25 protein-coding genes are annotated in these 26,870 nt (G+C 68.7%); 8 read left to right on the top strand and 17 right to left on the bottom strand.

Features of this window, described 5'->3' with window-relative positions; translation table 11 throughout:
• Positions 1-418 precede the first annotated feature (418 nt).
• Positions 419-652, top strand: a complete 234-nt coding sequence (locus K336_RS18585) for a hypothetical protein (protein ID WP_155945034.1) — start codon at positions 419-421, stop codon at positions 650-652.
• A gap of 1,191 nt (positions 653-1,843) precedes the next feature.
• The gene (locus tag K336_RS18580; RefSeq protein WP_155945033.1) at positions 1,844-1,999 is read left to right on the top strand and encodes a hypothetical protein; all 156 of its coding nucleotides are present in this window, start codon (positions 1,844-1,846) and stop codon (positions 1,997-1,999) included.
• A gap of 47 nt (positions 2,000-2,046) precedes the next feature.
• Here the strand turns inward: K336_RS18580 and K336_RS0107515 are convergent, their stop codons facing one another.
• From K336_RS0107515 to K336_RS18565, 7 genes are all read right to left on the bottom strand, one after another.
• A complete protein-coding gene (locus tag K336_RS0107515; RefSeq protein ID WP_028706693.1) occupies positions 2,047-2,559 on the bottom strand; it encodes a hypothetical protein in 513 nt (170 codons plus the stop codon).
• 559 nt (positions 2,560-3,118) lie between these two features.
• Positions 3,119-4,216 carry a hypothetical protein gene (locus K336_RS18575; RefSeq protein WP_155945032.1) on the bottom strand — a complete coding sequence of 366 codons (1,098 nt, stop codon included), beginning with the start codon at positions 4,214-4,216 and terminating at the stop codon, positions 3,119-3,121.
• An 86-nt stretch (positions 4,217-4,302) separates the two neighbouring features.
• On the bottom strand, positions 4,303-5,082 hold the full coding sequence (locus K336_RS18570) for a metallopeptidase TldD-related protein (protein ID WP_267879356.1): 780 nt from the start codon (positions 5,080-5,082) through the stop codon (positions 4,303-4,305).
• Positions 5,083-5,496: 414 nt separating this feature from the next.
• Positions 5,497-6,165 (bottom strand): hypothetical protein, encoded by a 669-nt coding sequence (locus K336_RS0107510; protein WP_028706692.1) that lies wholly within the window; start codon positions 6,163-6,165, stop codon positions 5,497-5,499.
• Positions 6,162-6,881, bottom strand: a complete 720-nt coding sequence (locus K336_RS17705; RefSeq protein WP_162142581.1) for an ABC transporter ATP-binding protein — start codon at positions 6,879-6,881, stop codon at positions 6,162-6,164. The genes K336_RS0107510 and K336_RS17705 overlap by 4 nt, the downstream gene beginning before the upstream one ends.
• Positions 6,859-8,190, bottom strand: coding sequence for a radical SAM protein (locus tag K336_RS17700; protein ID WP_021798068.1), 1,332 nt, complete (start codon positions 8,188-8,190; stop codon positions 6,859-6,861). Before K336_RS17700 ends, K336_RS17705 begins: the two co-directional genes overlap by 23 nt.
• Positions 8,191-8,196: 6 nt before the next feature.
• Positions 8,197-8,334, bottom strand: coding sequence for a hypothetical protein (locus K336_RS18565; RefSeq protein ID WP_155945030.1), 138 nt, complete (start codon positions 8,332-8,334; stop codon positions 8,197-8,199).
• A 443-nt stretch (positions 8,335-8,777) separates the two neighbouring features.
• On the opposite strand from K336_RS18565, the gene K336_RS0107500 reads away from it, so the two are divergent.
• Entirely contained in the window at positions 8,778-9,698 is a 921-nt protein-coding gene (locus K336_RS0107500; protein WP_028706691.1) for a fructosamine kinase family protein, read from the top strand.
• Between the two features lie 465 nt (positions 9,699-10,163).
• On the opposite strand, the gene K336_RS0107495 is transcribed toward K336_RS0107500, so the two are convergent.
• The 9 genes from K336_RS0107495 to K336_RS0107455 all read right to left on the bottom strand — a co-directional run bounded on the left by K336_RS0107495 (position 10,164) and on the right by K336_RS0107455 (position 19,294).
• Positions 10,164-10,820, bottom strand: a complete 657-nt coding sequence (locus tag K336_RS0107495) for a histidine phosphatase family protein (protein ID WP_028706690.1) — start codon at positions 10,818-10,820, stop codon at positions 10,164-10,166.
• A 60-nt stretch (positions 10,821-10,880) separates the two neighbouring features.
• The gene (locus tag K336_RS0107490) at positions 10,881-12,470 is read right to left on the bottom strand and encodes a uroporphyrinogen-III synthase (RefSeq protein ID WP_021798390.1); all 1,590 of its coding nucleotides are present in this window, start codon (positions 12,468-12,470) and stop codon (positions 10,881-10,883) included.
• Between the two features lie 131 nt (positions 12,471-12,601).
• The gene (locus K336_RS17695; RefSeq protein WP_002550589.1) at positions 12,602-12,703 is read right to left on the bottom strand and encodes a 30S ribosomal protein bS22; all 102 of its coding nucleotides are present in this window, start codon (positions 12,701-12,703) and stop codon (positions 12,602-12,604) included.
• A gap of 312 nt (positions 12,704-13,015) precedes the next feature.
• Positions 13,016-14,728, bottom strand: a complete 1,713-nt coding sequence (locus K336_RS0107480; RefSeq protein ID WP_162142580.1) for a DUF4143 domain-containing protein — start codon at positions 14,726-14,728, stop codon at positions 13,016-13,018.
• Entirely contained in the window at positions 14,674-15,474 is an 801-nt protein-coding gene (locus K336_RS0107475; RefSeq protein ID WP_028706687.1) for an AAA family ATPase, read from the bottom strand. Before K336_RS0107475 ends, K336_RS0107480 begins: the two co-directional genes overlap by 55 nt.
• 94 nt (positions 15,475-15,568) lie before the next feature.
• Entirely contained in the window at positions 15,569-16,405 is an 837-nt protein-coding gene (gene proC, locus K336_RS0107470; protein ID WP_051245514.1) for a pyrroline-5-carboxylate reductase, read from the bottom strand.
• A gap of 2 nt (positions 16,406-16,407) precedes the next feature.
• Positions 16,408-17,445 carry an aspartate-semialdehyde dehydrogenase gene (locus K336_RS0107465; protein WP_028706685.1) on the bottom strand — a complete coding sequence of 346 codons (1,038 nt, stop codon included), beginning with the start codon at positions 17,443-17,445 and terminating at the stop codon, positions 16,408-16,410.
• Between the two features lie 80 nt (positions 17,446-17,525).
• Positions 17,526-18,365, bottom strand: coding sequence for a CPBP family intramembrane glutamic endopeptidase (locus tag K336_RS0107460; protein ID WP_021798393.1), 840 nt, complete (start codon positions 18,363-18,365; stop codon positions 17,526-17,528).
• On the bottom strand, positions 18,362-19,294 hold the full coding sequence (locus tag K336_RS0107455; RefSeq protein ID WP_028706683.1) for a proline dehydrogenase family protein: 933 nt from the start codon (positions 19,292-19,294) through the stop codon (positions 18,362-18,364). The genes K336_RS0107460 and K336_RS0107455 overlap by 4 nt, the downstream gene beginning before the upstream one ends.
• 607 nt (positions 19,295-19,901) lie before the next feature.
• Between K336_RS0107455 and radA the strand changes: the two genes are divergently transcribed.
• Positions 19,902-21,296, top strand: coding sequence for a DNA repair protein RadA (radA, locus tag K336_RS0107450; protein ID WP_028706682.1), 1,395 nt, complete (start codon positions 19,902-19,904; stop codon positions 21,294-21,296).
• Positions 21,297-21,389: 93 nt separating this feature from the next.
• On the opposite strand, the gene K336_RS0107445 is transcribed toward radA, so the two are convergent.
• On the bottom strand, positions 21,390-21,983 hold the full coding sequence (locus tag K336_RS0107445) for a hypothetical protein (RefSeq protein ID WP_028706681.1): 594 nt from the start codon (positions 21,981-21,983) through the stop codon (positions 21,390-21,392).
• A gap of 471 nt (positions 21,984-22,454) precedes the next feature.
• Between K336_RS0107445 and K336_RS15260 the strand changes: the two genes are divergently transcribed.
• The 4 genes from K336_RS15260 to K336_RS0107425 all read left to right on the top strand — a co-directional run bounded on the left by K336_RS15260 (position 22,455) and on the right by K336_RS0107425 (position 26,827).
• On the top strand, positions 22,455-23,363 hold the full coding sequence (locus tag K336_RS15260; RefSeq protein WP_043150541.1) for an HhH-GPD family protein: 909 nt from the start codon (positions 22,455-22,457) through the stop codon (positions 23,361-23,363).
• 461 nt (positions 23,364-23,824) lie between these two features.
• Positions 23,825-24,511 carry an ECF transporter S component gene (locus K336_RS0107435; protein ID WP_028706680.1) on the top strand — a complete coding sequence of 229 codons (687 nt, stop codon included), beginning with the start codon at positions 23,825-23,827 and terminating at the stop codon, positions 24,509-24,511.
• 1 nt (position 24,512) lies between these two features.
• Entirely contained in the window at positions 24,513-26,030 is a 1,518-nt protein-coding gene (locus tag K336_RS15255) for an ABC transporter ATP-binding protein (protein ID WP_043150539.1), read from the top strand.
• Positions 26,027-26,827 carry an energy-coupling factor transporter transmembrane component T family protein gene (locus K336_RS0107425; RefSeq protein WP_028706679.1) on the top strand — a complete coding sequence of 267 codons (801 nt, stop codon included), beginning with the start codon at positions 26,027-26,029 and terminating at the stop codon, positions 26,825-26,827. Before K336_RS15255 ends, K336_RS0107425 begins: the two co-directional genes overlap by 4 nt.
• Positions 26,828-26,870 lie beyond the last annotated feature (43 nt).

Here is a 26,870-nt window from a genome sequence, read left to right as displayed (position 1 = left end):
CATCTGGGTTCGGGTCAGTCGTGTGATAGCATGGGGCCTGCGGCCTGTTCCTTGATAGTTTCTTGTCACGCATTAATTATCTCGGGGCAGGCCGCCCTTCGTCTTCTGCGACACGCCTCCACGAAACCATCGACAACAGCTTAGATCATCCCTATGAATAAGCTTCGATGCACCGATAATAACTGATATAAATCCATTTGAGTTTCAGGGCGCACTGCTTGAGGCTGAATTTCTTGACGTCTTGATAGACTCGCGGAGACAAATCGTCGGCGTTCTACTGGAATTCCGGACTGCGTTGCAGTTTCAGGATGGGATAGCGGGATTGTATGTGGCTCGCGGCACAAGGGATCTTTCGTGGCACAGTGACCTGTCCAGGCGAGAGGGAATTAGGGCATTTCCCATCGGAAGGTCATCGACCGTGAAACACGGAAACAACGTGGAATTTTTCATTTCTGCAATGTGGGATCTGTCGCTTTCAGTGCTCTCCGAGGACGCCGAGTTCGCCGTTCTCGATGTTCCAGGCATGACGATAACTCCACCGGACTACACAAAGTCAGACATTCCCGCCATTGAGGCCTCCATGCCGTCCTGGGGTTCCCCGTGCCAAGTAATCGAGAAAGCCTCGTGGAGAGGATTCGATGCCCAGCAGTGAGTTCTATGACCATCATGAATCGGGACCGTGTTTCGTGGGTTCCCTGTGCTGTTTCGGATGCGGTGGGGGCGTGCGGGTCGGGGTCGCCCCGGAGGAAGACCGCCGTCCTGGTCGGGTGAAGGAAGCGTTCCGACAGTCGCGTGCTCGCCGGGATGAAGGCCGAGGCGGTCCTGCACGCCTCCGTGGCATCGATGCGGGCATCATCTCAGAGACGGTCGAGCGGGCCGAGAGGACGGAGAGGACGGTGCAGGAATGGCCGGCCGGCTGGCGGGCCACCAGGATGCGCCCGGTCCCGGCCGGGCCCGCCGGGAACCAGAACGCGGCGGAACCCGCCCGCGCCCGGAAGCAAGAACCCAGTGGCGGCGTGTCCGGGGGATTGTCGAGGAGACCGGTCAGTTGAGGGGCTCTCGCGTCGTGGGGCGGTCCCGGGGGCCGGGTCGGGCACCCGTACGGGTCTTCCGGCCGGGGTGCAGGCGTCCTGGAGGTCCGGCCCGGCCCGGTGGTGCCTGCCCGAGTGCGGGCCCGGCTCGTGCTTCCGGTCCCGGCACGGCACGGGAGCGCCGTCCACGATCAGGGTCCGGGGCTGGTCCGGGTCGTCTGCGGCCGGCACGAGGCCCGACCGGCCCCGAACGACTCGGCCGGCTCGGCTCGGGCGCGGTCGCGCCGCAGGTGGGCCGGCGCGGCCCCGATCTCTTCCGCCTGGCTCAGTGCCGGTGGCCGCCCAGTGGTCCGCGGGGTACGGGGGGGGTGATTGTGGACGAGGGCCTGGTGGGGGACTGCGATCGCCTCGGCCGGCGGGCCTGTTGCACGATCCATGCGAGAACCCGTCCTGAGAACATGGGATGCTGGATGCCCCGATTGTCCCAGCGGCAGGTCCTCGCCTTCCACCAGGACACGCCCGTACCGGCAGAACAGCCAAAAGAATCAACCCCTCAAATCAGGGTCTTGAATAACCCTCCCCCGCTCGGCGATCGACTACCGCACACCAAACGAAATCGACACCGAACCCAGACGCCACAATCAGACAGTCTGAACCAGACGTTCACCACTGTCCGAGAAACCCACTTCACTCCAGTGTCGCCGGCCAAGGAGTGTCGGTGGCTGGGCCAGCTGTGGTCGGCATGATGTCCTGCGCCCCCCGACATGGATCATCCCGAACGTCGTGAAGGAAGTGGAATCACGGATCGAAGCATGGGCAGCCGGATCGGCGTGCCGACCGCTGACGGTGCTGCCTTCGACAACTGCTCTGCACAGCCCTTCACGGACGGCGAGGAAACCGAGGTCCGGGCGGATCATCACCTGCCGGTGAAGTCCGTTCACAGCCCCTGCCGCCCGGCCGACGAGTGACTGCGCTTCTGCACGGAGCCCTGAACAAGCCTCAGGGCCTCAGAGCCTCAGGCGAGCGGTGCGGCGAACCGCCTGCAGTAGCCGACATCGACGGGGCACGGGACGCCCTGCGCATTGGCGAGGGTGGTGGCCACGGTGGCTCCGAGTTTCGCGATGGCATCGTTGGTGAGGCTGGTGGCCCACTGCTCGTCGCCGGTGCGGGTGAGTTCCTCGATGATCTCGACGGCGATCCCGGCGACCTGGATGAACCGGCCGACGGCCAGCACCGTACCGGGCAGCAGGGCCACCTCCTGGGCCTCTTGGACCGCGGACACCGGCGCCAAGTCCCGTCCGGTGTGAGCGAAGACGACGGCGATGCCCGGACTGGTCAGCCCGGCAGTGGCGACGACCAGGTCTCTGCTGGTGGCGGTGATGCCCTGAGGCACCACGACACCGGCCGCGGTGCCCTGCGGGCTCGTGATGCCGCGGAAGGTGACGGCGCCGGTCGGTGGGAGCCGGCGCATGCCCTCGACGGCGCGTTCGAAGCGTTCCTGGGGAGTCGGCTGCTGGGGTGTCGTCATGCGTTTCTCCTGCCGGGTGGGGGGTTGCCGCCCATGATCCCACACCAGACGCGGACCGGCGGACATGCCGGGGGCGTCCCCGCAGCTGTTCGTCTGGCCCTGCCCGCGCCATGGGAGGATGGATCGACCCGCCACCGCAACCCTCATCGACAAGATCCTGGGTCACAAAAAAGGCCCAACTCAGGTCCGATGCGGGAACCACCGCGGATCACGACCCGCGAACGCGAGGTGCTCGGACTCGTCGGGTCGGGTCCGAACGACGCCGGGACCGAGCGCGAGCCGGTCATCCTGCACGGCACGCTGAAGAGCCGCATCGCGCGCCTGCTCACCACATTGGGCATGCGCGACCGGCCACAGCACGCGACCATCGCCCACGAAGCGGGTGCGTCCCCGACCGGCCCTGATCCTACTGCGCAATCCCCCGCGAGGCTCGAATCTCATCCCCGAACCGCAACCACAACGGACACCCCTGCACAATCCAAGGGCCCGGCCTCCACAACCGCACCCATGAACACGAACCAGAAGCAGCAGCCCCGTGCACTGAAGAATCGGACGAGCTTCACCTCACTTCCGACATCACACACTCAATATCATGGGTCATGATGGCGCCACGTTGTACACAATTGCTCATCGACACGAGTCGTGGGAGGTCGACACGCACTTTCACCGTATGGACACGGAAGCCATCATCCCAATCGATAATCAGATCTCCAGTCAGACTGACACAATCAACCATACAGACCTTACAACGTTTGATCGTACGTCGGCCAGGAACCCAGTCGGTGTGGGCTGGAACCCTGAATCGGAAGCATGAATCCGGATAGTATATCTTTCCCATTGAATCAAGACGACCGCCGGGAATCGAGTCAATCCCCATGCGCAGGCCTTCAGCGACAGACAACAGCGCCCCCTCGTAAACCCCATCAAGCACTGGGCAACAGCGAGCAGAGATCTGCAGAGCCTGGTCATCCACCCTTCCGAGGAATTTCTGTTTTGGAATCAAGTCCACGCCGCGTGAAAACTTCCGTTTCCCAATCTCTGAAGCACCGAAAAAATTACCTTCGATCAATCTGTCCCGACAAAGCGCCCGACAAAATTCGCGCTCAATCGTGGCCCATGCCCCGGCGTCCCACACAAAGGACCCCTCCAACCCAGACAGAACCAATGACTCGGCATCTTGATCCAAAATTCGAGCTAAAGCATCAACAAAATTCCTCGGAGAGCGAACTCCGCCCAGTCGAGCAAACGAACGTCTTGCCAGATCAAAGGCGGAAACGTCAACGAAACAGCAATTCGCCTGGACTCGATATCTAGTAGCAGATGTTCCAAACCTGAACGACACCACTTCAGCTTTTGTTCTTCTGCGCTCAATTGAGATGGAGATGTTCACCTCATCGTCAAGTTTTCTCGAAAGCCCCTTGCGAATATCGTTGGAAAATTTTATAATCTGGTTAGAAATCTTGGCGCATTCACTTTCTTTCGCACTGGGAAGAGGCCACACGACAAGCCCTTTCGGGCTACTGGGTACCGCCCTGTTCACCTCAATTGCATGCGGTTCCAAATCATCCCAAAAATTCAACGACACGAAATCATTGAAATAGTCTGCATGGTTTTTGTAGCATCCCTCGAGGGAATCGATCCTGACGTCGTCCGTCATATAGAGCGTAGTTTTACTAATTTCATTGATGACCGAGATGGTCCGGTATCGGTTCTTGGAACGAGGTGTCTCAAATCGATGACTCATCAGTTCTCTGCCCCCGGTTCAGCCAACTTGAGAGTGCTTCCTGAGAGAGCCGTCATAGGAGCCCCGTAGCCGACACGAACAGCCTGCCCCATCTTGCCGCAGTCTGCTGCGTAAACCGAACTTTCAGAACCAATATGAACAAGCTTTCTCAAGATATTCTCAAGTCTCCCTGTAATCATGATGAACCCATTGAAGCCGATTCGCTCCCCATTCATCATATGAAATCCAGAACCAATGATCTTGAATTCACCCGTTCCGGGTATCACACTTCCTTGAAGTGCATGCTCCAATGAAAACCAATGGCCATCCAGATCGAGAGTATCAGAATCAGAAGGCGAAACCGGAAGGACCTGAGTCACCCTCATCCTGGGAACAGGCTTTTCAAAACAAGTTGAAGCTCTAGCAAAACCATCTGACGAAGAATTCTCGTTCATCGTGTACTCTATTGATATAAGCCGCCGAACATGACCTTGTTCGACCAAGGAGACCGGAGACATCGTACAAGCCAAATCGTCGACTTCAGCAAGACCGATAAGGTGTTCATTGCCACGGACGTCATCAATCACGTTTATGCGCTCATCCATGCCAATCAAATTTTCTCCAGGATAGAGGCCGCGGACATCAGCTTCAAGCATATGGCCAAGCGTTTCATGAAAGAAGAAACCCGCAGACCGAGGAGGAAGCAAAACCCCTCTCAAGTGAGAACATGTGCATCGCGATCCCGTCAGCACAGGCAAGCAAGCGCTTTCTTCCACATACGAGTACAGCCTCTCGAACATTCGATGCAGAGAGTCCCACAAGTTCAAGATGATCGGCGCTTCAGCCAAGTATGAACCCCACAACCGCGAGGTTAAAGAAATTTTTATTGAATTACAGCTCCTCTCATCCTTGCCATTTTCCCAAAAAATCCGTTCCATACGATCTTTCACAACTATACTCAGTTTAAAATCACCAAATCTGGATAGGCGATTCTGAAATTTCATGCACAAGTCAGAGAACGCCTCACGATTCACGCGATCCAATCGCAATAGACAGTCTTTCTCTAATATTTCACCGGCCGGATTAATCTGAACTCTTCCACGGAGATTCCTCCACGAGTACGATCCACTGATCGCATTCCGCCAGCATGAGACATTCCCGCGCACAAACACGATGGAATCTTCGCGGATCTCTCGGGTGATCACCTTGCCCCCTCATGAAAACTTGTCAGAAAGATTGTTGCTGAATCTCCCCCGGAGGACTAGAATGCCGACGCTCCACAGAATCAGAGCAACCGCAGCCGAAACCAGGCAGTAACGACCGAACCACTGGAAGGGGCTCACAAAATATATGATCGGTAGGTTGACCCCCATGGGAAGCAACATGCCCAGTGGGCTGGCCTGGATGTCGGCATCAGAACTCGCATTGAGCAGAAACACCAAGGCCATTGATACTGCGACCGCCAGTATCACGAACAAGAACACCCTGAGAAAGAGTTGAAGCTCAACGGGAATTCTTGAGACGAAAAAGATATAACCGAGGGTTCCTATCGTGGTACAAATCACGGAGACGATCAAAGGTACAACGATTTTAGTCAATGAGTACAGAGCAGGACTTCCTCCGCTCAAGATCGTGTAAGCAAGGACACCGCTTCGCTTGTCCTTCGCGATTGAATCAGAGTACACATCCATGAAGGATATGATTCCGATCAGGCTGAGAAGAACAAGACGTACAAAGTCCGAGCCAAAGATCATAGAGCTCGAGCCAGACTCAGAGATCCGCATGAGCAAGATGAGGACTGCTATCCCAATCAGGTTCCAGAAAACTCTTCTAGGACTGTTGACGATGGTATGAATGTCGCGATACCAGTAAGCCTTAATCATGATGGATCCTGAGAACCTGTACCTTCTGTCATGTGCAGGTAACGTCCTGTGAATTCTTCAAGGGAAACCGGGCCACGAACAAGATCATCATCCACAATGTCACCGTTCTGCAACGTCACCACGCGCGATGCCACTCTTCGAGCGAATTCTAAATCATGTGTGACAAAAAGGCATGTTCTTCCTTCGGCCTGCATTTCATTCAACAGGGAGATCACAGCCTCTCTGGTAGCCGGGTCTATCGAATTGGTCGGTTCATCGAGAAGGATCAGGCGAGGTTCCAGACATAATCCGGCAACCAGCTGTGCCCGCATCTCAAGCCCTGCAGACAAAGCGAAGATTCGTTTGCTCGCATGCTCAACAAAATTCAGACGGTTCATCCAATAATTTTTCCGATCGTCAAAACCGTCAATTTTGAACAACCTCTTCCTGAACTCGAGATTCTCGTGAAGAGATGCTTGCCTGTCTAAGCCAAATTTGTCGGACAGCAAAAAAATCTCTCGATAGGAGGCAATGTCACGAACATTGATCCGGACTCCTCCACGCGAAGGTTTCAACACTCCATAAAGAAGTTTCAACAATGTTGTCTTCCCAGCTCCGTTGTGTCCCAATACCCCGACGCACTCCCCCTTGTTCACCGTCCAAGAAAAATTATTGAACACATTCGCTGCCTTCCTGGAGTAAGAAAAGGTGAGGTCATTGACCGTGATGACTGGCATTTTTGCTCCAAAGGGTGAGCTCTGGCCTTTCAGAGAGCCAGGGGCAATGTGAAACTCGTGCCGAATTGACGAGTCCTTCGGCATAGCATCCTGAGCAGCGATCCTTGAACGTGCACTCCGAGCATTCGACAGAGTTCGGCGGTTCAGTTCCACGGAAAATCCGGTTACCCTCCAGCAGGATTTCCTTCCAGCCCTGCGTCCGCAAGTTCCCGATGAAACGCTGCAACATGGGGCAAGGTTTCACATCAAGATCTGGGTTGATACAAATAATCTTTGTTCCAGCCCCACAAGTAGGACCATCGACACCACCGGAAAACTGCTCCTCCAAGTTTCCGATTCGGAAGTGATCAGTCTGCAGCTCCTTCTTCAGCTCAGCAATGAGGCAGTGCACGGCATTGAAGTCCCACCTACCCTCATTACTGATGGAAAGAGCGCGGCCTTGCATGGACACCGCTCCGAGCCTGAATCGGTGCACTCCGATCTCACGCATGACAATCGCGAGATCCTTTATCTCCTGTTCAGACTGATCCAGCAAAGAAACGGCAACCGCCACGGGGACTTTCTGAGCCACCGAATAAGAAATTGTAGAAACCGCTTTGGAAAATGAATTCCCGTTCCCTCTGATCCGATTGTGGCTCTCCCTCAGCCCATCAACACTCACCTGCAGCGAGCCCTTCGCCCCACCGATCCTTCTTATGCATTTCCGCGTGGCTTCTGTATCAATCATTCCACTCGTAGTGATGGTCACGGCAACACGGTTTTCAACGAAGAACTCGACAAGCTCAAGAACATCAGGGTGAACAAACGGTTCTCCACCGGTCAACTGAACACCTCGTATCCCTACCCGGTCAACCAGATCAGCGGCCAGCACGAACAACTCCTCTGACTTCATGGAAGAACCGTGACCCGCAGAGAGGAAGCAATGTCGGCAACTCAGCGGGCAACGATATGTGAGCTCCAGAATCGCATATTCTGGAGTCATCATTTCACGAGACCCCAAGACCCGAGGCATGGCATACTCCGGCTCAACCAGCAAATCAAGCGCACCGATACTCATCAACCTGTCGATGAAAGACCGAACGAACCCGCCAACCCTGTTCGGATCATCATGGTAGACCTGCAGAAGTTCATCTATTATGTCACGGACCGTTCTTGAGCCATCACAGCGACTAATTATCTCCCACGCCTCATCATTCATCCCTGCATAAACATATCCTCCCTTGTCGGGTACCGCCAACAAGGAGACATCCGGCTGCCGCTTTATCCAAGCGGCAGCCGGAATCCTCGCGTAGCGAGTGTCATCCATCATCGAGTCTCAGCCGAGGCCGACAGCCCACCAGCCACACAGGGCAGGCAGCGCCTCGACACCACCCGCCTCATAGGCGGCCACTGCGATCTCGATTTCGATGGCGCACACGGCCAAATCACTCTTGAACAACTTGGGCTCATTCATCTTCATCATCCTTTCCTGATGTTCAGCACCCCGAATCGACCGTCGAAACGGAGGCCATGCGGCACCCCCACGTCCACAACCGTGTGGCATCCGCCCATGCGACAACCTCTCCATGCTCAATAGATCGCCGCATGTCCAAGGTATCCTGCTCAATCGGCCTGTCAAGGGATCCAGTCGCTTCCTCCCGGGCACCAGACCCTGAGTCCCGCGCTCGGTCCACCCCCAGAACGGGCAGGGCAGACCGTACCTTCTTCGGCTCATCCCTGCGGGAACCTCACGAACGTTCTCAGAAATCGATCCGCGTATCCGGTCAGGGATTGGGATAATTGTCACTGACCCGACCCTGAGAACATCTCCGCGGCCAGGGCGGACCGAGGTGATGAGCCGGGTCGCCGCAGGAACCGAGGATCCCGCCCCTCCACCGCCCGTGGAAAGATGCTGTCATGAGCAGTCAGACGATCCGCAAGCAGGACGATTGCCCCGGCGCGACCCGGCTCGAGGCGCAGGGCCTGGCCTGGCTGGCCGAGGCGATGCCCGACGGCGGCGCCCACGTCGTCCCGGCGACGATCGGCGAGGGCTGGATCGAGGAGCCCCGCCTCGCCCCGACGCGGGTGAGCGCCGCCGCCGCGGAGGCCTTCGGACGCGCCCTCGCCGTCACGCACGCCGCCGGCGCCCCGGCCTTCGGCGTCGCCCCGCCCGGCTGGGACGGCCGCACCCGGATGGGCCGCTCGGACGTGCGGATCCGGCCCTGCGAGCCCGAGCCGGAGGGTGCGTCGCCGCGCCGGTGGGGCGAGTTCTTCGCCGACGACCGCCTCGCCCCCTATCTGCGGCCCTGCCGCGACAGCGGAGCGCTGACCGCCGGCGGCGTCGCCGTCCTCGAGCGGGTCTGCGAGCGACTGCGCGACGGCGACTTCGACGCCGCCCAGCCTGAGCTCGTGACCCGGGCGGCCCGCGAGCGCGGCGACCGGGTAGCGGTCGCCCGCACCCACGGGGACCTGTGGACCGGCAATGTCCTGTGGACGCCCCGCGGGCAGACCCTCGCCTGGGCGCCGGGGCGGGCAGGCCTGGGGCCGGCCGCGGGCGGCGCCGCCGGCCCGGGCCCGCGGCACGGCGACATCGTGGGCGTCCTCATCGACCCGCTCGCCCACGGGGCGCACGCCGAGACCGATCTGGCCGCCCTCGGCGTGTTCGGGCAGCCGTACCTGGAGCGGATCATCGCCGGCTACGACGAGGCCTCGCCGCTGGCCGACGGCTGGCGCGAGCGGGTGGGCCTGCACCGGCTCCACATGCTCGTCATCCATGCCTTCCTCTTCGGCGGGCCCTACGGCGCCGAGACGGTGTCCGTGGCGCGGCACTACGCCTGACGCACGAACGGGGCGCCCCGGTGGACGACGGGGCCGAGCACCCCCCGGTCGGTGGGCCCGCCCGGTGGCCGGGACGACCCGGCGAGGCCCCTCGTCGGGAGCGGCATGGAACGGCCCGCCCCGTGGGCGGGGTCGATCTCGGGCCGGCCGCCCGGGCTCGGCCCCGCTGCCGGGTTCGCGGTACGACTCGTCCTGCGGCGCACGGGCCGCCCCGGGACAGGAGACGACGACCCGACGGCCCGGCCCAACCGCCGGAGCTGAACGCCGCATAGCCATCAGCGCCCAGCAGGCGAGCGGCCGGCTCGGAGCAGCTGATGCCGACATGGAGGCTTGTTCACAGCACGGCAGGACGAAAACCTGACCGGGGGAAACGCTTCTGCGAGCGACTCCTGCGAACACGCCTCGCAACGGGCACCCTCGGACTGGGAACTCGTGGTCGGGGAGACGACGGCCCGGCGGTCCGGCTCAGTCGCCGGAGCTGAACGCCGCGTTGCCATCAGCGCCCAGCAGGTGGGCTGCGGGCTCGGAATAGCTGGTGCCGACGCAGTGGACGCCCTCGAAATGGAAGCTCGTGATCGAGGCGAGCGAGCAGGTGCGGGTGCCGGGCAGGTGCGCCGGCCGTTTGCCCTCGAGCGCGCGACGGGCGATCCAGATCGGCGACTGGTGCGAGACGACGAGCGCCTGTCCGCCGGGGCCCGCCGCCAGGGCGGCGTCGGCGAGGGCCGCCGTCATGCGCCGTGCGATGTCGGCGAAGGGCTCCCCCCAGCTCGGCCGCAGCGGGTTGAGCATCATCGGCCAGTTGCGGGGCCGCCACAGGGCGGCGTGGTGCCTGCCGAAGACCTGCCCGACGAAACGGTTCCCGGCCTCGGTGAGGCGCTCGTCGGTGACGACCTCGAGCCCGGGCCGGGTGGCGGCGAAGGGCTCGATGGTCTCGACCGCCCGCTGGAGGGGGCTCGTGCGCAGATGGGTGAGCGGCACGTCGACGAAGGCCTCGGCGACGGCCCTCGCCATGGCCAGGCCGTTGGCCGACAGCCGGAACCCGGGCAGCCGTTCGTACAGGATGCCGTCGGGGTTGTGCACCTCGCCGTGCCGCATCGCGTGGACGATGGTCCGCTCACCCATGGTGCTCCTCCGATCCGCTCGGCCGCCCCGGGGCGGCGTGGTCCGACGGCCCGTCCTCCCTCAGCGGGCGCTGCGCCGCCGACGGCGCAGCGAGGGCCGTATGACCGGCTTGCCCGCGGCCCGCAGCCCCTCGGCGCGCTCGACGGCGAAGGCCGCCAGGGCGTCGGCGAGCTGCACCTGCCCGGGGTGGGCGGCGACGGCGTCGACGCGAATGCCGTGCTCGCCGCAGGTGTCCGCGGTGGCCGGGCCGATGACGCCGATGACGGACAGGGTGTGCGGCTTCCCGGCGATGCCGACGAGATTGCGCACCGTGGTGCTGGAGGTGAAGGCGACGGCGTCGAAGCGCCCCGTCTTGATCGCCTCGCGCACCGGCGCGGGCGGCGGGGCGGCGCGCACCGTGCGGTAGGCGATGACGTCGTCGACGTCCCAGCCGAGCTCGGTCAGACCGGCCGACAGTGGCTCCGTGGCGATGTCGGCGCGCGGGATGAAGACCTTGTTGATGGGGTCGAGCACGTCGTCGAAGGCCGGGAAGGCCGCGGCGAGCCCGGCGACGGTGGTCACATCGGTCGGGTGCAGGTCGGGGACGATGCCGCGCCGGGTGAGCGCCTCGGCGGTGTCCTGCCCGACAACGGCGATGCGCAGGCCCGACAGGGCGCGCGAGTCGAGGCCGTACTGGGCGATCTTCTCGAAGACGGCGTTGACGGCGTGCCTGCTGGTGAAGATGATCCACTCGTAGCGCCCGTCGACCAGGCCGCGCAGGGCCTTGTCGAGCTGGGCCGGATTGCGGGGCGGCTCGACGGCGATGGTCGGCACCTCCTCGGCGGTGGCGCCGTAGGAGGCCAGGCGCTCGATGAGCTCGGTGCAGTCCTGGCAGGTCCGGGGCACGAGCACCCTCCAGCCGAACAGCGGCTGGGTCTCGAACCAGTCCAGACCGGGAGCCCGGTCGGCGAGCTCGTCGCCGATGAACAGGAAGACCGGCTGCTCGCCGCCCTCATCCGGCTCCTCGAGCCCCGTGAAGTCGCCGACGACCCCGGCGCGGGTCTCCTGGTGGAAGGTGCCGCCGGCCAGGGTCAGGAGCGTCTTCTCGTGCAGGTCCTTGCCGGCGGCGAGCGCGGACCGGGCGACGACGGGCACCTGCCGCAGCTGGCATCGCACGGCGAGCGCGCCGAGCGTGGGCAGCACGACGTCCTCGTCACCTGGGTCGACGAGGACGAGGCGGGCCGGGCGGTTGCCCAGCTGCACGCCGGCGAAGTCGGCCGCCGCGACGAGCGCGGGGACGCCGGGCAGGATCTCGATGGCGTGGCCGCCCCGGGAGCAGGCGCCGGCCTCGGCGGCGATGCCGCCCTCGAACAGCGGGTCGCCCTCGACGAGGCGCACCACGGTGCGGCCCCGGGACGCGTACCTCATCTCGAGCTCGGCGGGGTTCTCGGCGTCGAGGGCCACCCTGCACCCGGGCCGGACGGCGATGGCGGCGCCGAGCAGGGCCTCGTGCAGGAGCGTGCTGGTGATCAGCACGTCGGCGCGCTCGATGGCGCGCAGGCAGGACAGGGTCAGCTGATGGATCGCGTTCGGCAGGGCGCCCGCGAAGATGACGCGCCCGGCCACGCCGGGGCGCTCGACCTCGTCGGCGCCGGTGCTGTCGTGATTCATTGGCTGGCTCATCACGGGCCTCCCCCTGACGCCCCTGCGAACGCACTGCGACGCGGACGATCGAGGAACGTGCCGCGGGCGCTGTCGCGCGAGGACGCAGGAGCGGCCCGGTGCAGTGGGGGTCGGAGAACTTACTTGCCGGCGCGACGACGCTGGATGCGCGTCTTCTTGAGAAGCTTGCGGTGCTTCTTCTTCGCCATGCGCTTGCGACGCTTCTTGATGACCGAACCCACTGTGGACCTTCCGTAGTCTTCGGGTCGAGACCCGATGTCTTCCCACCGGGGGCGGCGACCTGACGACCGAGCCCCCGACGGCAACGGCATGAGTGTACCCGTACCCGAGCCGTCGACGAAAATCCTCGGGCCCTGTGGATGCCACTCGTGGCGGGACTCGACCCGGGACCTGCGATGGCCCCGGGGCCCTGCCCGGAAGCGGGCGCGGACACCGCGCAGCGGGCCCGGCGCGGCGCCGGTGTCCTTCCACCTGCCCGCGCGGCGCGGTGGGCGGGCCTGGTCGGTGGACTGGCGGACTTCCCGGGCCGGGGCTCACAGCTGGCAGACCCAGGCGTCTGCAGAGGTCCTGATCGACGTCACGACCGAGAGCGCCTTCGACAGCGTCCGGCCCGCAGGTCCCAGCGATGCCGAGAGCAGCCCCATTTGCCTCACCATCGCCTGCATCTCGTCCAGGGAGCCGGTGTCGAGCCCCGTCGTGATGCCGATGAGCTCCTGCTTCACCTGGTCGGCCAGATCCTTCTGGCCCGGCTCATGAAAGGATGAGACTGCCTTGGGGAGGTCATCGCTGGTCCGCCTCCAGGCCCGGCCCGGCTCGTCCGCAGCCGCATCGAGTTCCGCGCGGGGCCCTTCGCAGTTGCGGGAAACCAGGACAAGAGCCTTCGCGGTGGGAGTGCTCCCCGATGGGATCCGGTTCATCTGCCGCGCGAGCGCGGTACCGAAATCGTTCATCGCCGCAGTGAGCCGGTTGGCCTGGGCGACCAGATCCGTCAGGTGCTCGTCCTGCAGCCCGTCCACGATCTTGACCAGGCCATCATCGTCGTTGCCCGCTGGGCCACGCGGCTCGGTTCCCGGGGCGTTCTGCTCGAGATCGATGATGCGGTCCGTCAGGGCCTCGGCCACCGCCCTTGCCGCCTTCTTGAACCCGAGCATGTCGACCACCAGGTCCTCAGGGGGTTGTTCGGGCCACTGGCGGCTGTCCATCGACTCATGGATCTCCTGGCACACCGGGTTGTCGACGATGTCAGGGGCCTCCCACCGCGGGTCCTTCACCAGCAGGGTGAGCAGCCCGTCGTACTCGCGGGCCGCGCCTCTCGCGGCGAAGAAGGTGAAGTCCTCCTGGCAGGCCGGCGATCTGACGCAGCCGGGTGTCACCATGGCGAGCAGGAACGTCGTGCGCGCCACCTGCTCCTGCAGGGCCTTCCTCCAGTCGGCGCCCCAGCCCAGCACGTCGCGGTCGATGACGAGTTCGATCGGGCGCCCCGGATTGAACTCAGTCGCCTGCCCGACCTGATGAGCGAACCCGGTGATGACGCCGTCCAGGACTTCATCATCGGCGTGCACGTAGCTGAGGAAGATCGTCTCCGCGGCATCCCGTTCAGCCGTCTGCATTCCAGTCGCCCCGTCGTTGATCATGGCCGTACCTCCCGTGCGCTGAATCAGCGTTCGTGCCATCGGCGGTACGCCCTGGGCCGGATCGTCCGCGGCCACGATGCGGCGTAGCTCGTCCTGCGAACGCAGCGCTGCCAGCGGGAGCGCCCATGCGGTCTCGTCGATCTGGTGACAGCGGCTGCCCGTGCACACGATGAATCCGCGGTGCAGGCCTTCACGCCCGTGATCCGCCATGGCGCGCGGTCCCCTCGGATCGGCGGATGAGACCGACGTGGCCGGCTTCACCTCGACACCGACCCGGCGGCCCCGGCCATCGACCAGGACGATGTCGACCTCTCGCCGGGTCCTGTCGTCGCGCCGGTAGAAGACGTCCACGTGCTGACGCGCCCAGCCGCGTGCCGCGTTGATCTGGGTGAAGACCCAGGTCTCCAACGTCTGGCCGAGCAGTTCCGGGCTGGTTTCAACGCCGTGCCCCGCGCGTTCCAGCGTCTCGCAGACCATGGACGAGTCGGCACCGTGCACCTTCGGCGCGGCGCGGCCGGCCCTGGAGACCCCTGCTCCGATGTTGGGCAGCTCGGTGATCATGAACCTGCGTTCGAGAATGCGCAGGTAGCGGCTGATCGTCTGGCGATCCACGCCGAGTTCCCGCGCCAGCCGGGTGCGGTTGAGCCGACGGGGATGCGCAGCACCGAGTCGAGGACGCGCAGGGCGATGCCGGGGTCGAGACGTTCGCCCGGCAGCACCTGTTCACCGAGGATCGACGGATTGTCAGACGCCACCCTGGCATTGAGGGCGCTGCGCGTGAGTCGCACGGCGGGCAGGCAGTGGGAGGGGATGCCCCCGGTACGGAGCATGATGCACAGGTCGGCGCGTTCGTCCGCGCCAACGCTCGCATCACAGAACTCGGCGTCGAACAGCACGTCGACGATCGACGGCACTGCTCGATCCGGATGAGCGTTGAGCTCCATCGCGGCGAACGGATCCAACCGGATCCGTACCGACCTCCCGGTGAGCGGATCGGAGCCCGCCATCGTGCCGCGCCCGCCGCTGGCAGAACCCGTGAGAAGAAGATGATGCCCCTGCGGCAACTCGTCGACGAGGCCCTTCGCCGCGAGACCCACCCCGGGAACGAGCTGTGCCTCGTCGATCACGGCTGGGAGTTCGAGCGTCCGGATCCACCGATCGGGATCGGCCTCGGCGCTCCTGCGCACATCGGGCTCGGTGAGCGACCGACAGCTCGCATGGATACCCTCACCGGCCAGATGTCTGGCGAGACTCGACTTGCCCACCGCCCGACGCCCCTCGAGGATCGCCACCTGCTGGGAGGCTCGCGTGACGAAGACCTGTTCCACGGCACGGTGACGACAGGAGTACTCCGACATGGAATTCTCTTGCGCCGGGTGCAGGAATTCTCCTGCACCCGGCGCAAGAGAATTCTGGACGGGCTCCTCGGCGCCGACTTCTCCGAGCCGAGGCTCAGCCGAGCTCGCCGGCGCGACGCACGCAGGCGTCGACCGCGTCGGCGACGGCGGCGCGCACGGCCCGCCGGTCGAGGACGCGCAGCCCTGCGGCCGTGGTGCCGCCCGGCGAGGTGACGGCCTCGCGGGCCAGCGAGGGGTGCTGGCCGGTGCGTTCGAGCACGAGGGCCGAGCCCTTGACCGTCTGGACGACGAGCTCGGTGGCCAGCGGCCGCGGAAGGCCCTGGGCGACGGCCGCCTCGACGAGGGACTCGATGCCGTGGAACACCCAGGCGGGTCCGGAGCCGGAGATCGCCGCCAGCGCGTTCTGCTGCGACTCGGGGATGACGACGGCCCTGCCGACGGCGCCCATGAGCGCAGCGGCGACGTCGAGGTCGTCCCCGGTGGCCTCGGCCCCGGCGCTGATGCCCGCCATGCCCTCGCCGACCGCCGACGGCGTGTTCGGCATGACGCGCACGACCCGCGCGCCGGGCACGAGGTGGGCCTCGAGGGCGGCGGTGGACAGGCCGGCGCACAGGCTGATGACGAGTGTCCCGTCGCCGATCTGCTCGCGGACGCCCTCGAGGAGCTCGGCGGCGGCGCGGGGCTTGACGCCGAGGACCACGGCGTCGGCCCATGCCGCGGCCTCGGCGTTGGAGTCGAAGGCCCGCACGCCGAGCCGGGCGGCCAGCTCCTCGCGGGTGCGCGGCGTGGCGCTCGTCACGCCGATCAGCCCGGGCTCATGGCCGGCGGCGACGAGCCCGGCGGCGATGATGCCGCCCATGGTCCCGGCGCCCAGGAAGCCCAGGCGCAGCCCGGCGGCGGGCGCCGACCGGGCCGGATGCGCCTCGGTCATCGTCAGGACCTGTTCGCCACGACGAGCTCGGCGATCTGGATGGCGTTGAGCGCGGCGCCCTTGCGCAGGTTGTCGTTGGCGATGAACAGGACGAGGCCGTGCGGACCCGGGACCGACTGGTCCATGCGGATGCGCCCGACCAGGCTCGGGTCGATGCCGGCGGCGTCGCGCGGGGTCGGGACGTCCACGAGGCGGACGCCGGGGGCCCTCCCGAGCAGCTCGCGGGCGCCCTCGACGCTCACCTCGCCGGAGAACTCGGCGTTCACTGACAGACCGTGGCTGGTGAAGGTGGGAATGCGCACGCAGGTGCCGGACACGGCCAGCCCGGGAATGTGGAGGATCTTGCGGGACTCGTTGCGGAGCTTCTGCTCCTCGTCGGTCTCGAGCGAGCCGTCGTCGACGAGGTTGCCGGCGAAGGGCACCGAGTTGAAGGCGATCGGGGCGACGTAGGGGCCCAGGTCGTCGGGGCGGGCGATGGCGTCGCCGTGGAAGGTGAGCTCGTGGATGTCGCCCTCGCAGGCCGCGCGGGTCTGCTCCTCGAGGGCGCGCACGCCGGCCAGGCCCGAGCCGGAGGTGGCCTGGTAGGTGGACACGACGAGGCGGGCGAGGCCCCAGGCGTCGTGGAGGGGCTTGAGGATCGGCATGGCCGCCATCGTCGTGCAGTTCGGGTTGGCGATGATGCCCTTGGGCGGGTCCACCGCGTCGCCGGGGTTGACCTCGGAGACGACGAGCGGGACGTCGGGGTCCATGCGCCAGCAGGACGAGTTGTCGACGACGGTGGCGCCGGCGGCGGCGACCTTCGGCGCGTACTCCCTCGAGGCGCTCTTGCCGGCCGAGAAGATGGCCACGTCGAGACCGTCGAAGCCGGCCGTCGCCATGTCCTCGACGGTGATCTCCTGCCCCTTCCAGGGCAGCGTGCGCCCCGCGCTGCGCGCCGACGCGAAGTAGCGCATCCGCGTGACGGGGAAGTTCCGCTCGTCGAGCAGCGTGCGCATGACGCCGCCGACCTGACCTGTTGCTCCGAATACACCAACTCGCATGGCCCCAGCCTAACCGCGCGCACCGGCGACCGCGCCGGGGTCTCGTCCTCGTCGGCGCCGCCGGGACCGGCGGGCGGGGATCACAGCCAGCCGACGACGCCGTGCAGGAGGGCGTAGCCGACGAAGCTGAACACGTCGAGCAGGGTGTGCGCGACGATGAGCGGCCACAGGCGCCTCGCCCTGGTCCAGTACAGGCAGCAGGCGGCGCCCATGACGGCGTTGCCCAGGAGGCCGCCGAAGCCCTGGTAGAGGTGGTAGGAGCCGCGGAGCAGGGCACTGACGGCCACCGCCGCGCCCGGGCGCCAGCCGCACTGGCGCCAGCGGGTGAGCAGATAGGCGACCATGACGGTCTCCTCGAGCAGGCCGTTCGCGAAGGCCGCCAGGACGTACACGGGGATGGTCCACACGTGCTCGGCCAGGTTGCCGGCGGCGACGTCCGTGTTGATGCCGAGCCGGCGGGCGAAGAGGTAGAAGGCCAGGCCGGGGATGCCGATGGCCGCCGTCAGGGCCACGCCGGCGCCGACGTCCCGGCCGGGGCGCGTCCGGTCCAGGCCGATCGCCCGCCACGGATCGTGCCCCGGGCGCCGGACGGCGGTGAGCAGGTACAGGACGATGACCACCGGCGCCGCGAGGAAGAGGTAGTCGGCGAGCTTGTAGCACAGGTCGAGCCAGGGGCGGTCCGGCGTCGTCGAGCCGTTGATCGTCGTCGTCTGCTCACCCAGGGCCGGGCCCAGGGTCAGCTTGTCGAGGATCGACAGCACCGCGTAGACGGCCGACCGGCCCAGGCACACGGCCAGCACGCCGAGGGTCTCCAGCCCCAGACGGGCGCGGCGCCGGGCCGCCGCCGCGCCGCTGGCGACGGGCCCTCCGGCGCCCGTCGGAGACTCCCCCGGCCCGGGGTCCGTCCGTCCGCCGCTCATCGGCGCCCCAGCAGGCTGCGCGCGTAGAGCGCCCCGTCGGACGGGTGGTCGGCCACGCGCCGGAGGAAGCGGGCGTACCCGTCGGGGCCGAAGGGGATTCCGGTGCGCATCGTCCGGCCGATGTCGGCCAGACGGCGCTGCTCCCATGGGCGCACCCCGTGGAGCATCTGGAACTCGTGGTCGCCGGGCCCGCGGTGGTTCCGCCGGGCCAGGTCGAGGGCGATCTCGACGAGCCGCGGGTCGTGCGTGGCGACCATCGGGTAGGCGTCGGAGGCCATGAGCACCGTGAGGCAGCGCACGTACGACAGGTCGACGGCGTGGCGGCTCGTGAACGCATCGCGGCCCTCGCCCCGGTCGCCCTTGCACAGCCGCAGCCGGACGCCGTCGACGGCGAGGGCGCGGCAGTCGGACTCGGTACGGCGCAGCCCGGCCAGCAGGGTGACGCCGGTGCGCGGGAAGTCCTCGCGCAGCCGCCCGGCCAGCGCGAGCGTCTCCTCGACGACGTCCTCGCGGCCCTCGCGACCGGCGTCCATGCGGAGGGTGACGTCGGCCCCGGCGCGCTCGGCCGCCGTACAGATGCGCGCGAGCCGGGCGCGCAGGAGCCCCTCGTCCCCGCCCGGGGCGCCGAGGGCGGACGGGGCGACGTCGAGGTCGGCGCCTGCGGCCAGCCCGGCCCCGGCGAGCGCGTCGAGACAGTCGAGGTAGGAACGCTCGTTGGCGGCCGCCGTCGCCTCGTCCGCGGCGTCGGCGAGCAGATGGTCAACACCGGCCGACAGGCCCTTGCGACGCAGATCGGCGAGCACGCCGACGAGCTCGTCGAGGGTCTCGCCGGCGACATACCGGCCGATCAGCTCGCGGGCGGCGGGCGCCTCGGCGAGCAGGCGGTGGAAGCGGTCGAGGCGCGACAGCCGCATGAGCATCCGCCTCATCGTCGCTCCGCTCGTCGTGGGGTGCCGCGGCACCGTCGGGGTCAAGGGGCCCCGCCGGGCGCCGGGGCCGTTTCAAGGGTAGTGGACCCCCGCGGGCCGGATCGACCGGCCGGCGTCTGACCCGCAGAAGGTGCGGGCCGAAGTGGACCCCCGCGGGCCGGATCGACCGGCCGGGGCGCCCCTCCGAGCTCCGAACGGGCGGGGGCCGCCCTTGATGTGGTCGGCAGGCCGGGCCCTCGCCGATCCCCTCCGAGCGGGCGGGGGCCGCCCGGGGCGCCGCTCCGGGCGGCTCGTGCGGCTCGGGGCCGCGGCCGTCTCGTCCCCGGCCCCGCCGCGGGGGGCGGAGGGATCGGTTCCGGAGCGCAATGATGTCCCCGGCCCCGCCGCGGGCGAGGCGGAGCGATGGCGATGCCTGCATCCCGCATGATCCGTCCCCCGGCCCCGCCCGCGGTCGAGGCGGAATGCTCGCGGTCGTCGGTGCTTTCCAGGGGCGCCTCGGCCCCGCCCCGGGGAGGTGGGGGACTGTCTCCACGGTCTGCTGCGGCGTGCCAGCCGCGTGGTCCCGCCCGGGCGGAGAACTGTCGGTGCCGGTCCCTACGGTGGGGGCATGGCCAGGAAGCAGGACGCGTACCGGTGCGGCGAGTGCGGGTGGACGAGCCCCGTGTGGGTCGGGCGCTGCGGGCAGTGCCAGACCTGGGGCAGCGTCGCCGAGCGCGACGCGCCCCGGCCCGGGTCCGTCGCCGCGCACCGGCCGGCCGCGCAGGCGGTGCCCATCGCGCAGGTCTCGGCGCAGGCCGCCGACCGGCGGCTGACCGGCATCGGCGAGCTCGACCGCGTCCTGGGCGGCGGCCTCGTGCCCGGGGTCGTCGTCCTGCTGGCCGGCGAGCCGGGCGTCGGCAAGTCGACACTGCTGCTCGAGGTGGCGGCGCAGTGGGCGCGCGGCGGCAACCGCACGCTCTACATCACCGGCGAGGAGTCGGCCTCGCAGGTGCGGCTGCGCGCCGAGCGCACCGGGGCCCTGGCCGACGAGCTCTACCTGGCCGCCGAGAACGACCTCGGCACCGTGCTCGGCCACATCGAGCAGACGGCGCCGACGCTCATGGTGCTCGACTCCATCCAGACCGTCGGCGCCTCCCAGGCCGACGGCATCATGGGCGGCTCGGCCCAGGTGCGCGAGGTGACAGCGGCCCTCGTGCGGGTCGCGAAGACCCGCGGCATGGCGGTCGTCATCGTCGGCCACGTGACGAAGGACGGCGCGATCGCCGGCCCCCGCACGCTCGAGCACCTCGTCGACGTCGTCCTCAACTTCGAGGGCGACCGCCACTCGGGCTTCCGGATGGTGCGGGCGGTGAAGAACCGGTACGGCCCCTCCGACGAGGTGGGCTGCTTCGAGATGGCCGAGCACGGCATCGTCGAGGTGCCCGACCCCTCGGGACTGTTCACCACCCGCCACGACGAGCCGGTGCCGGGCACCTGCGTCACGGTGACGATGGAGGGGCGCCGCCCGCTGCTCGCCGAGGTGCAGGGCCTCGCCGCGGCGGTGCGCCGTGAGGGCCCGGTGCGCCGGGTCACCAACGGCGTCGAGTTCTCGCGCGTCTCGATGGTGCTCGCCGTGCTCCAGTCCAAGGCGCGGCTGCGCCTGTTCGACCGCGACGTCTACGTCAGCACCGTCGGCGGGGCCCGCATCACCGATCCGAGCGCCGACCTGGCGGTGGCGATCGCCGTCGCCTCGGCCCTCGTCGACCGCAACTTCCCGCACAAGGTGCTGGCCCTGGGCGAGGTCGGCCTGGCCGGCGACCTGCGCCGCGTGCCGGGCCTGGAGCGCCGCCTGGTCGAGGCGGCGCGCCTCGGCTTCGAGCTGGCCGTCGTCCCGGCGGGCAGCCGCGACCGCGGGGCGCGGCTCCCGGGCCGTCTGGAGGTCGTCGAGGTCTCGAGCGTCGCCCAGGCCCTCGGCGTGCTCGATCTGCGCAGGCCGGGCCGGGCCGGGGACGACGAGCGGTGAGACCGCCCGACCGGCGCCGGGGCGCCGACCGCCGTCAGCGGGCGACGCACCAGTGCCGCCCGGCGGGCGCCGGGGGCCCGCTTCAGCGGTGGATCAGCTCAGCGTGAGCTGCGAGGTCGCGGAGGCCCCGCCGGCCACGCCGACGGTGACGGCGTAGGTGCCGGCCGCGACCGCCTCGCCGGTGTCCGCGCAGGCCCCGTCCACATGGGTGCCGGGCCAGGTGACGGTCAGCGGCACCGGGTCGGCGTCCATGATCGCGACCTGCCCGCTCGGGGCCGCGTCGGTGCAGGCCTCGGTGCTCCAGTACTCGTCCGTCCCGGAGTTCACGGTGACGGACAGGGCGTGGTCGTCCAGACTGAGCGAGCACGGGGCGCCGGCGCCGGCGCCGAGCTCCACGGTCAGATCGACCGCCTGACCGGCCGCGACGCCGTCCGGGGCGGTGATGCCGAGGGTCAGCTCGTCGAGGACGCACCGGCCCTCGTCCCCGGAACCGCCCGCGCCGGACGTCCGCACCACTGCGGTCGCCGTGGGGCCGGCAGCGGCGGCGCCCCCGGCGCCGTGGCGGATGCGCCCCGTGACGAGGCTGATCACCGCGATGATCGCGATGACGACGAACATGATCACGGCGCGTCGACGCCAGTACACGGCCTCGCCCTCGGGCCCCTGCGGGTGCAGGAGTGTGTTCATGCCCCTCATGCTACGGGCGGAGAGCATCCGCCCCGGGCGCGGCGCGCCTAGTCGCTGCGCATGAATCAGGGCCGAGCCGCGCTCCGGCGCCGTCCGTGGCCGGGCCCGGCCACGGGGCGCGGACGGGACGGCTCAGCGGTGCTGCCCGGCACCCGGTCGAGTGGGGCAGCCCTGCCCGGGCTGTCTGCCGAGCGGGTCTCTGGGATCAGCCCCGGACGCGGAGGCGGCCGCAAGCTCATTGTGAAATCCTCTCATGGTGAACGGGCCAACCCCGAGCGCGGGGGGCGGCCCCTCCGACCTGGCTGCTGGACCATCCGTGACGCCGGGGCCGGCCCCGGATCGTCGCCGCGGGCCCGGACGCCGCACCGGCCCCAGCGCGCAGGAGGAGCGGAACGTGTTGGAGCGGCGCCCCTCGGCGCACGGCGCGCCGGACGGGGAGCGGCACGCGCGGGCGCGCATAGGCTTGTCGGCATGTCCGCCGCACGTCCCGCGCCCGCCGGGCCCGGCCCGGACGAGCGCGCTCGGGTCGTCGCGGCCGTCAACGACTGGTTCGCCGACGCCGCGCGGCCGCTGCCCTGGCGGGAGCCGTCGACGAGCCCCTGGGGCGTCCTCGTGAGCGAGGTCATGGCCCAGCAGACCCCGGTGGCCCGGGTCGTCGAGCCCTGGCGCGCCTGGTTGCGCCGCTGGCCCGGGCCGGCGGATCTGGCCGCCTCCCCGGCGCGCGAGGCGGTCGCCGCGTGGGGACGGCTCGGCTACCCTCGGCGCGCCCTGCGCCTGCACGGGGCGGCCACCGCCATCGTCGAGCACCACGGCGGGCGGGTGCCGGCGGGACTCGACGAGCTGCGCGCGCTGCCCGGCATCGGCGAGTACACGGCGGCCGCCGTCGCGAGCTTCGCCTTCGGCGCCCGCGCCGTCGTCCTCGACACGAACGTGCGGCGCGTCCTGACCCGGCTCGACCGGGGCCGGCAGTACCCGGCGAACTCGACGACCGCCGCCGAACGGCGCATGGCCGCCCGGTGGCTGCCCGACGACGCCGCGACGGCCTCCCGCTGGGCCGCGTCCTCCATGGAGCTCGGGGCGCTCGTCTGCACGGCGACGGCCCCCGGCTGCGCGGGCTGCCCCGTGGCGGGCCACTGCCGCTGGTCGGCGACCGGCCGCCCCGCCCACGAGGGCCCGCCCCGGCGCCGGCAGGCCTACGCCGGCACCGACCGGCAGGCCCGCGGGCGGCTGCTGGAGCAGTTGCGCAGCCACGAGGCCGGCGTCGAGGTCGAGGCACTGCTCGGCCACTGGGACGCCGACGAGGCCCAGGCCCGCCGGGCCCTGGCCGGGCTGCTCGCCGACGGACTCGCCCACCGCAGCGGGGATCTCATCACCCTGTGAGGCGGGCCAGCGCGCACCCGACGTCGGGCCTGCGACCGGGTCGTTCCGGGCGGGGGCCCGCGCACGCGCGCACCCGGGTCCGCGCGTCCGGACGGGCCGGATCGGGCCCCTCCCGTGCGCGCACGCGCGCCCGTTCGACGCCTGCTGATAAACCCGCAGATCATCCGCCCCTCCCGTGCGCGCACGCGCGCCCGGGTCCTGTGAGCCGGCCGATGCGCTCGGCACGGAGGCGGGCGCGCGACGAACCGCTCGGGCCCTCGGCCGGGACGCGCGCCCGGGGACGCGCCCTATACTCGGGTACCGAACACGGGAGTCCGGTGCACCGGGCTGAGAGGAGGGCGACGAGCCCTCGACCGTCGAACCTGATCCGGGTCATGCCGGCGCAGGGAGGCCTCTTGCGGAGCGCTTCCGCACCGTGCCCGCCGGGACCGCACGAGCGGCCCGCAGAGGAAGGGGCACACATGTCATCCACACCATCCACGTCGTCCTCGTCGTCAGCATCGTCGGCGGGCCAGGCGCGACCGGCCGAGGACCGTCCCGATGTCGACGAGACCCGCCCGGCCGAGACGGGCCGCCACGGCTGGCGCGTCGTCGACATCGTCGTCGCGGCGGTCCTCGCCGTCGCGGTCGGTCTGATCTTCTGGCTCTGGAACACCGCCGGCTACGCCTGGGGCCAGGCGCTCGGCGCCCTCACGCCGGGCCTGTCCGGCCTCGCCAACGGCATCTGGCTGCTCGGCGGCCCGCTGGGCGGCCAGGTCATCCGCAAGCCCGGCGCCGCCGTCTTCGTCGAGCTCGTCGCGGCCCTCGTCTCGACGGCCATCGGCAACCAGTGGGGCATCACGACGCTCACCTCCGGCCTGTTCCAGGGCCTCGGCGCGGGCCTCGTCTTCGCGCTCGCGCGCTACCGCGTCTGGTCGCTGCCCGTCACGATGCTGGCAGGCGCCGGCGCGGGCCTCGGCGCCTGGTTCAACGAGCTGTTCATCGGCACCACCCCGAACATCACGCTCGGTCCGGCCTACAACGCGATCTACCTGGTGACGAACGTTCTCAGCGGGGCCGTCCTGGCCGGCCTCCTCGCCTGGCTCATCACCCGCGCGCTGGCCCGCACCGGCGCGCTGAGCCGTTTCGCCTCGGGCCGTACGGCCTGAGATGGGCCGGGCGGTCGAGGCCGGCGACTGGGGCTGGCGCTGGGCCGGCCGCAGCGCCTGGGCGGCCCGCGGGCTCTCGTTCGCCCTCGACGAGGGCGAACGGGTGCTGCTCCTGGGCCCCTCCGGCGCGGGCAAGTCGACGCTGCTCGCGGCCCTGGCCGGCGTCCTGGGCGGGGCGGACGAGGGCGAGGAGTGCGGCTCCCTGCTCGTGGCCGGCCGCCACCCCACCCGCATGCGCGGCGCCGTCGGCCTTGTCATGCAGGACCCCGACTCCCAGGTCATCTGCCAGCGCATCGGCGATGACGTGGCCTTCGGATGCGAGAACCTCGGCATGACCCGGGCGGACATCTGGCCGGCGGTCCGCGCCGCGCTCGAGGCGGTCGACCTGCGCCTGCCGCTCGACCGGTCCACCGGGGCGCTGTCGGGCGGCCAGAAGCAGCGCCTGGCGATCGCCGGGGCCCTGGCCATGCAGTCGGCCGGCCCCGACGGCCCGCGCCTCCTGTGCCTGGACGAGCCGACCGCCAACCTCGACCCGGCCGGTGTGGCGCAGGTGCGCGGTGCCGTCGAGGCGGCGGTGGCCGACCGGCGCACCGGCCTCGTCGTCGTCGAGCACCGCGTCGAGGTCTGGTCGGGGCTCGTCGACCGCGTCATCGCCCTGGCCCCGGACGGCGGCATCCTGGCCGACGGGACGCCCGACGAGGTCTTCGCAGCCCGCCGCCGGGAGCTGACCGACGCCGGGGCATGGGTCCCGGGCGCGGAGCCGGACGTGCGGCCCCGTCGGACGGCGCCGCCGGACGGGGCCGCCGCTCCGATCCTGGCCGGCCGCGGACTCGCGATCGGCCACCGCGCCGATCGGCCCGTCCTGACCGGGCTGGAGGTGGCCGTCCCGGCCGGCCGCTCGACGGCCGTCGTGGGCCCGAACGGGGCGGGCAAGACGACGCTGGTCCTCACCCTGGCCGGCCTGCTCGCGCCGCTCGGCGGGCGGGTCGAGGCGGCAGAGTCGCTGCGCCCCGGCCACGGCGGCCTGCTGCCCCGCGCCCTGCGCCGCCGCTTCGATCCGGCGGACCCGGCCACCTGGGCCAGCCGCGACCTGCTGACCCGCATCGGGGTCGTCTTCCAGGACCCGGAGCACCAGTTCGTCGCGGCGAGCGTGCGCGCCGAGCTCGGCGTCGGGCTGCGCGCCCTGGGCCGGGGCGCCGCGAGGGTCCGCGACGAGGTCGACGCGCTGCTGGAGCGCCTGCACCTGGACGGGGTCGCCGACGCCAACCCGTTCACGCTCTCGGGCGGCGAGAAGCGCCGCCTGTCGGTGGGCACCGTGCTCGCCACCGGCCCGGCGCTCATCGTCCTGGACGAGCCGACCTTCGGACAGGACCGCAGCACCTGGACCGACCTCGTGCGCCTGGTCCAGTCGATCCTGGACGAGGGCCGCACGATCGTCTCCGTCACCCACGACGAGGCCTATCTGCGGGTGCTCGGCGAGAACCTGCTGCCCCTGGGTCCGGCCGGGGAGGAATCATGAGCGCGACCGCCGCGACGCGCCGGAGCGGCGCCGGCCGAGGAGCGATCGAACGGCTCAACCCGGTCACGCGGCTGCTGCTGGCCGTCCTGGCCTGCCTGCCGGTGCTCGTGAGCCTCGACTGGCTCAGCGCCACCGTCATGCTGGTCGGCCTGCTCGTCGTCCTGCGGGCCGCCGGCGCGCGCCCTGCGGCGATGCTCGTCCGGCTGGCCCCCGTCGCCGTCGCCGCGGCGCTGGCGGCGGTGACGATGGCCCTCTACGGCAAGCCGGGCGGGCGGGTCTACTGGCAGTGGTGGCTCGTCGAGGTGACCCGGCGCTCGGTGACGATGGCCGGGGCGGTGGTCCTGCGGGTCCTCGTCCTGGGGCTGTCGGCCGTCGTGCTGCTCGGCGGCCTCGACCTCACGGCCATGGCCGACGGGCTGGCGCAGGTGCTGCGGCTGCCCGCCCGCTTCGTCCTGGGGGCGCTGGCCGGGATGCGGATGCTGAGCCTGTTCGTCGAGGACTGGCGCACGCTGGGCCGGGCCCGCCGCGCCCGCGGCCTGGGCGACACCGGGCGGCTGCGGCGGTGGACGACGATGGCCTTCGCGCTGCTCGTCCTGGCGATCCGCAGGGGCACGAAGCTCGCCACCGCCATGGAGGCCCGCGGCTTCGACGCCCAGCACGCCCGCCAGCGCACCTGGGCCCGCCCCTCCCGGCTGGGGGCGCCGGACGTCATCGGTCTCACCGCCGCGGCGGCGCTGGACGCCCTGGCCCTCGTCGTCTCGATCCTGGCGGGCACCTTCGCCCCGGTGACCTCCTGACGCGGCCGCCCGCGGGCGCCGGCGCAGCGGGTCCGCGCCGCGC

The organism is Propionibacterium acidifaciens DSM 21887, assembly GCF_000426605.1.
Classification (GTDB): domain Bacteria; phylum Actinomycetota; class Actinomycetes; order Propionibacteriales; family Propionibacteriaceae; genus Propionibacterium; species Propionibacterium acidifaciens.
The sequence above is the reverse complement of the archived record's forward strand: the minus strand, read 5'-3'. Positions and strand labels throughout refer to the sequence as shown.

Coding starts and splice junctions, on each gene's coding strand:
- K336_RS0107455 (WP_028706683.1), bottom strand. CDS start 19,294: ATGAGGCGGATGCTCATGCGGCTGTCGCGCCTCGACCGCTTCCACCGC.
- K336_RS0107490 (WP_021798390.1), bottom strand. CDS start 12,470: ATGAATCACGACAGCACCGGCGCCGACGAGGTCGAGCGCCCCGGCGTG.
- K336_RS0107510 (WP_028706692.1), bottom strand. CDS start 6,165: ATGATTAAGGCTTACTGGTATCGCGACATTCATACCATCGTCAACAGT.
- proC (WP_051245514.1), bottom strand. CDS start 16,405: ATGACCGAGGCGCATCCGGCCCGGTCGGCGCCCGCCGCCGGGCTGCGC.
- K336_RS0107495 (WP_028706690.1), bottom strand. CDS start 10,820: ATGGGTGAGCGGACCATCGTCCACGCGATGCGGCACGGCGAGGTGCAC.
- K336_RS18575 (WP_155945032.1), bottom strand. CDS start 4,216: ATGACGGACGACGTCAGGATCGATTCCCTCGAGGGATGCTACAAAAAC.
- K336_RS0107425 (WP_028706679.1), top strand. CDS start 26,027: ATGAGCGCGACCGCCGCGACGCGCCGGAGCGGCGCCGGCCGAGGAGCG.
- K336_RS17700 (WP_021798068.1), bottom strand. CDS start 8,190: ATGATGGATGACACTCGCTACGCGAGGATTCCGGCTGCCGCTTGGATA.
- K336_RS0107460 (WP_021798393.1), bottom strand. CDS start 18,365: ATGAGCGGCGGACGGACGGACCCCGGGCCGGGGGAGTCTCCGACGGGC.
- K336_RS0107475 (WP_028706687.1), bottom strand. CDS start 15,474: ATGTCGGAGTACTCCTGTCGTCACCGTGCCGTGGAACAGGTCTTCGTC.
- K336_RS0107435 (WP_028706680.1), top strand. CDS start 23,825: ATGTCATCCACACCATCCACGTCGTCCTCGTCGTCAGCATCGTCGGCG.
- K336_RS0107500 (WP_028706691.1), top strand. CDS start 8,778: ATGAGCAGTCAGACGATCCGCAAGCAGGACGATTGCCCCGGCGCGACC.
- K336_RS15260 (WP_043150541.1), top strand. CDS start 22,455: ATGTCCGCCGCACGTCCCGCGCCCGCCGGGCCCGGCCCGGACGAGCGC.
- K336_RS0107445 (WP_028706681.1), bottom strand. CDS start 21,983: ATGAACACACTCCTGCACCCGCAGGGGCCCGAGGGCGAGGCCGTGTAC.
- K336_RS18570 (WP_267879356.1), bottom strand. CDS start 5,082: ATGTTCGAGAGGCTGTACTCGTATGTGGAAGAAAGCGCTTGCTTGCCT.
- K336_RS18580 (WP_155945033.1), top strand. CDS start 1,844: ATGGGCAGCCGGATCGGCGTGCCGACCGCTGACGGTGCTGCCTTCGAC.
- K336_RS15255 (WP_043150539.1), top strand. CDS start 24,513: ATGGGCCGGGCGGTCGAGGCCGGCGACTGGGGCTGGCGCTGGGCCGGC.
- radA (WP_028706682.1), top strand. CDS start 19,902: ATGGCCAGGAAGCAGGACGCGTACCGGTGCGGCGAGTGCGGGTGGACG.
- K336_RS18565 (WP_155945030.1), bottom strand. CDS start 8,334: ATGAATGAGCCCAAGTTGTTCAAGAGTGATTTGGCCGTGTGCGCCATC.
- K336_RS0107465 (WP_028706685.1), bottom strand. CDS start 17,445: ATGCGAGTTGGTGTATTCGGAGCAACAGGTCAGGTCGGCGGCGTCATG.
- K336_RS0107515 (WP_028706693.1), bottom strand. CDS start 2,559: ATGACGACACCCCAGCAGCCGACTCCCCAGGAACGCTTCGAACGCGCC.
- K336_RS17705 (WP_162142581.1), bottom strand. CDS start 6,881: ATGCCAGTCATCACGGTCAATGACCTCACCTTTTCTTACTCCAGGAAG.